Origin of the sequence: Flavobacterium sp., assembly GCF_049318185.1 — a bacterium.
GTDB lineage: Bacteria > Bacteroidota > Bacteroidia > Flavobacteriales > Flavobacteriaceae > Flavobacterium.
Genome location: NZ_JBMOGV010000186.1, coordinates 1 through 2884 on the forward strand (window position 1 = coordinate 1; position 2884 = coordinate 2884).

The 2884-nt window shown below is 35.9% G+C and carries 3 protein-coding genes; 2 read left to right on the top strand and 1 reads right to left on the bottom strand.

Annotated features, from left to right (window positions below; genetic code table 11):
* Positions 1-151 precede the first annotated feature (151 nt).
* Entirely contained in the window at positions 152-484 is a 333-nt protein-coding gene (locus tag ACOYLT_RS11280) for a HipA N-terminal domain-containing protein (protein ID WP_422853942.1), read from the top strand.
* Positions 477-1430: a HipA domain-containing protein gene (locus ACOYLT_RS11285; protein WP_422853943.1), complete on the top strand. Its 954-nt coding sequence runs from the start codon at positions 477-479 to the stop codon at positions 1428-1430. The genes ACOYLT_RS11280 and ACOYLT_RS11285 overlap by 8 nt, the downstream gene beginning before the upstream one ends.
* 67 nt (positions 1431-1497) lie before the next feature.
* On the opposite strand, the gene ACOYLT_RS11290 is transcribed toward ACOYLT_RS11285, so the two are convergent.
* A complete protein-coding gene (locus tag ACOYLT_RS11290) occupies positions 1498-2637 on the bottom strand; it encodes an ATP-binding protein (protein ID WP_422853944.1) in 1140 nt (379 codons plus the stop codon).
* Positions 2638-2884 lie beyond the last annotated feature (247 nt).

Consider the following 2884-nt stretch of genomic DNA (forward strand, 5'->3'; position numbering starts at 1 on the left):
GATAGAGCGGGTGTTGCCCTTACGGTAATCCGAAAAATCGAGCAGGGCAAGGGAAATTTGAATTTGGAAAAGGTGAACCATGTGCTTTCTATGTTTGGACATACCCTGGCACCCGTTGCTATAAAAGATATGCTAATGCAAACACCCGAAGATGAGAGCCGCTGAAGTATTTTACCATAACAACCTAGCTGGTTTACTTACAGAAACAGATGAAGGTCATTTTATTTTTCAATATGACGAACTCTATGTAAAAGATTATCCTAATCAGTTTGTAACGTTCACCATGCCGGTTTCTAAATATCCCTATCACGATAAGCACCTATTCCCATTTTTTGAAGGACTTATTCCGGAAGGTTGGCTTTTAGATGTTGCAAAAACTCATTACAAAATCAACTCAAATGATCGTATGGGCTTATTGCTTGCCTGTTGCCAAAACTGTATTGGTGCTGTGAGTGTAAAACCTTTAAGTATTTCAAATGAGTAAAAAATGTTTATACTGCTATAATGAATTGGCCGAATTAGAACAGCTTGATTTCCATCCAAAATGTAGTCTGGCCTTTTTTGGAACCAAACAACCCCCATCACTCAATTACTCATTAAGTGAAATGAATGAGTTGGCTAAAGAAGTTGTTAGCAATCGAATTGTAATTCCCGGAGTTCAACCCAAACTTTCTCTTTCACAGATAAATGATACATTGAATAAATCTGTTCATTCCAGACTAACAGTTGTAGGAGCTTTAGGTGGTAATTATATACTCAAACCACCGTCTAACATTTATCCTGAAATGCCGGAAAATGAACACCTAACGATGAAGATTGCGGAGGCATTTGGCATTCAAACGGTTCCTGCAAGTTTGATTCGGCTTCATTCTGGTGAATTAGCGTATATCACCAAAAGAATTGACAGAACTGCGGATGGTGAAAAAATTCATATGCTTGATATGTTTCAAATTACTGAAGCAGTAGATAAGTATAAGAGTACTATGGAACGGGTGGGAAAGGCGCTTCGCATGTATTCAACCGACACGCTGCTCGATCAATTAAAATTTTTCGAGTTAATGCTTTTTTGCTTTGTAACCGGAAACAATGATATGCATTTAAAAAACTTTTCTATGATAAATAAAGAAGGAAAATGGTCACTATCTCCTGCGTATGATTTGCTGAATGTAAGTTTAGCTAACCCATCAGACCATGAAGAATTGGCGCTACTAATGGAGGGCAAGAAAAGAAAATTTACCCGGCAACATTTTGAAAGATTTGGATTGGGGCTGGGTTTGAACAACAAACAAATTGTAAAGGCTTTTGACAGATTTTTAAAAAATAAATTAAAAGCAAAAAGCTTGATTGATGCATCCTTTTTAAGCGAAAGAATGCAAGTTGCCTATTGGAATATTATTTTACAAAAACTGAAAGTACTCGAAGAAAAGTAAACAACCAACCTATTGATTATTACAGCTTAACTAATTCAAAACGGTAATGAATATGGAAAAGAATGAACTACAATATTTCTCCTGCCCATAGCCTATCTAAAAATATCTTCCAGGGCATTACAGTAATATCACCGATTTTTCTTTCAGTGGGGTCGCAGCTAACTACTATTAATTTTTTGACTGAATACTCCTCCGAAAAGCCTTTTAACCCCTTCAGATGATGGGATTGTACATTGGATGTGCTTTTAACTTCAATGGCTACTTCATGGTCTCCCAGAATAAAATCAACTTCCATTTGAGAGGTAGTTCTCCAATAAGCAATCGGATACTGTTTTCCTGAATATTGGGTATGGGCGTATAATTCTTGATAAATAAAATGTTCAAATGCATTACCAAATACTTCGCTGCCCGGTTCAACCTCTCCCCTCTTTAACAGGTGGCCGGCAATTCCCAGATCAAAATAGAAAAACTTGGGTGATAGAATGACTCGTCGCTTGGGTTTTTTTTGAAAGGAAGGTATAAACCTGCCGATTAGTGTATCCTGTATTATTTGAAAATATTCCCTTACTGTATTATGACTAACACCACAATCGGAGGCGATATTAGAAAAGTTAACCATTTCTCCATTAGAGAAAGCAGCAGCCCGCAAAAATTGGGTGAATGATTGCATATTTCTAATTTTGGCTTCAGCTGAAATTTCTTCCTGCAAATAACTACCAACATATGCATCCAGGAGTGGTTTTGGATTTTGAGAAGCATAATGTCGGGGAAGCAAACCACTATTTAGTGCTTTTAATAAATCAAATTCGGGTATTTCGGAATAGCTTAAGGGTAATAATTCATACCGCAAAGCCCGTCCACCCAGAAGATTGGCTCCAGAACGAATAATCTTTCTTGCACTAGAGCCACTAAGTATACATCTTCTTCCCTGATTAACCATTAGCCAATGAATTTCATCTAATAGTGCCGGAATTTTTTGTATTTCATCCACTACCACAAGTCGATTAGAAGTATCTGCTAAAACCACCTCCCTAAATTGTTCCGGCTCACTAATATATCTACGAAACACATCAGATTTCAATAAATCAAACCACAGTGCATCCGGATAAAGCTCCTTTAATAGGGTACTTTTCCCAGTCTGTCTGGCCCCCCAAAGAAATAAACTCTCTTCGCCCGCATTAATAAATTGCTGTTTACGGTGAAACATAGCATCTGTTTTACTTACAAATATCATGTATTTTGTAAATAATACTTACAAAATACATGATATTTTTAAAATAGATTACTAATAAATAAACTATATATGACTATTTATTTTAAATTATTATATGCTTATTTAAATTATGGAGTAAAATTTGGATTCAATTCCAAAAAAATTGCCATTTTATTGGATTCTATTCCAAAATATTGGCAAAATGAACAAAAACTGTAATAGTGAGGGAAGATTAGAATCG

Bases quoted from the DNA above. Each gene is read 5' to 3' on its own strand.
- ACOYLT_RS11280 (WP_422853942.1), top strand. From the start codon at position 152: ATGAGAGCCGCTGAAGTATTTTACCATAACAACCTAGCTGGTTTACTT.
- ACOYLT_RS11285 (WP_422853943.1), top strand. From the start codon at position 477: ATGAGTAAAAAATGTTTATACTGCTATAATGAATTGGCCGAATTAGAA.
- ACOYLT_RS11290 (WP_422853944.1), bottom strand. From the start codon at position 2,637: ATGTTTCACCGTAAACAGCAATTTATTAATGCGGGCGAAGAGAGTTTA.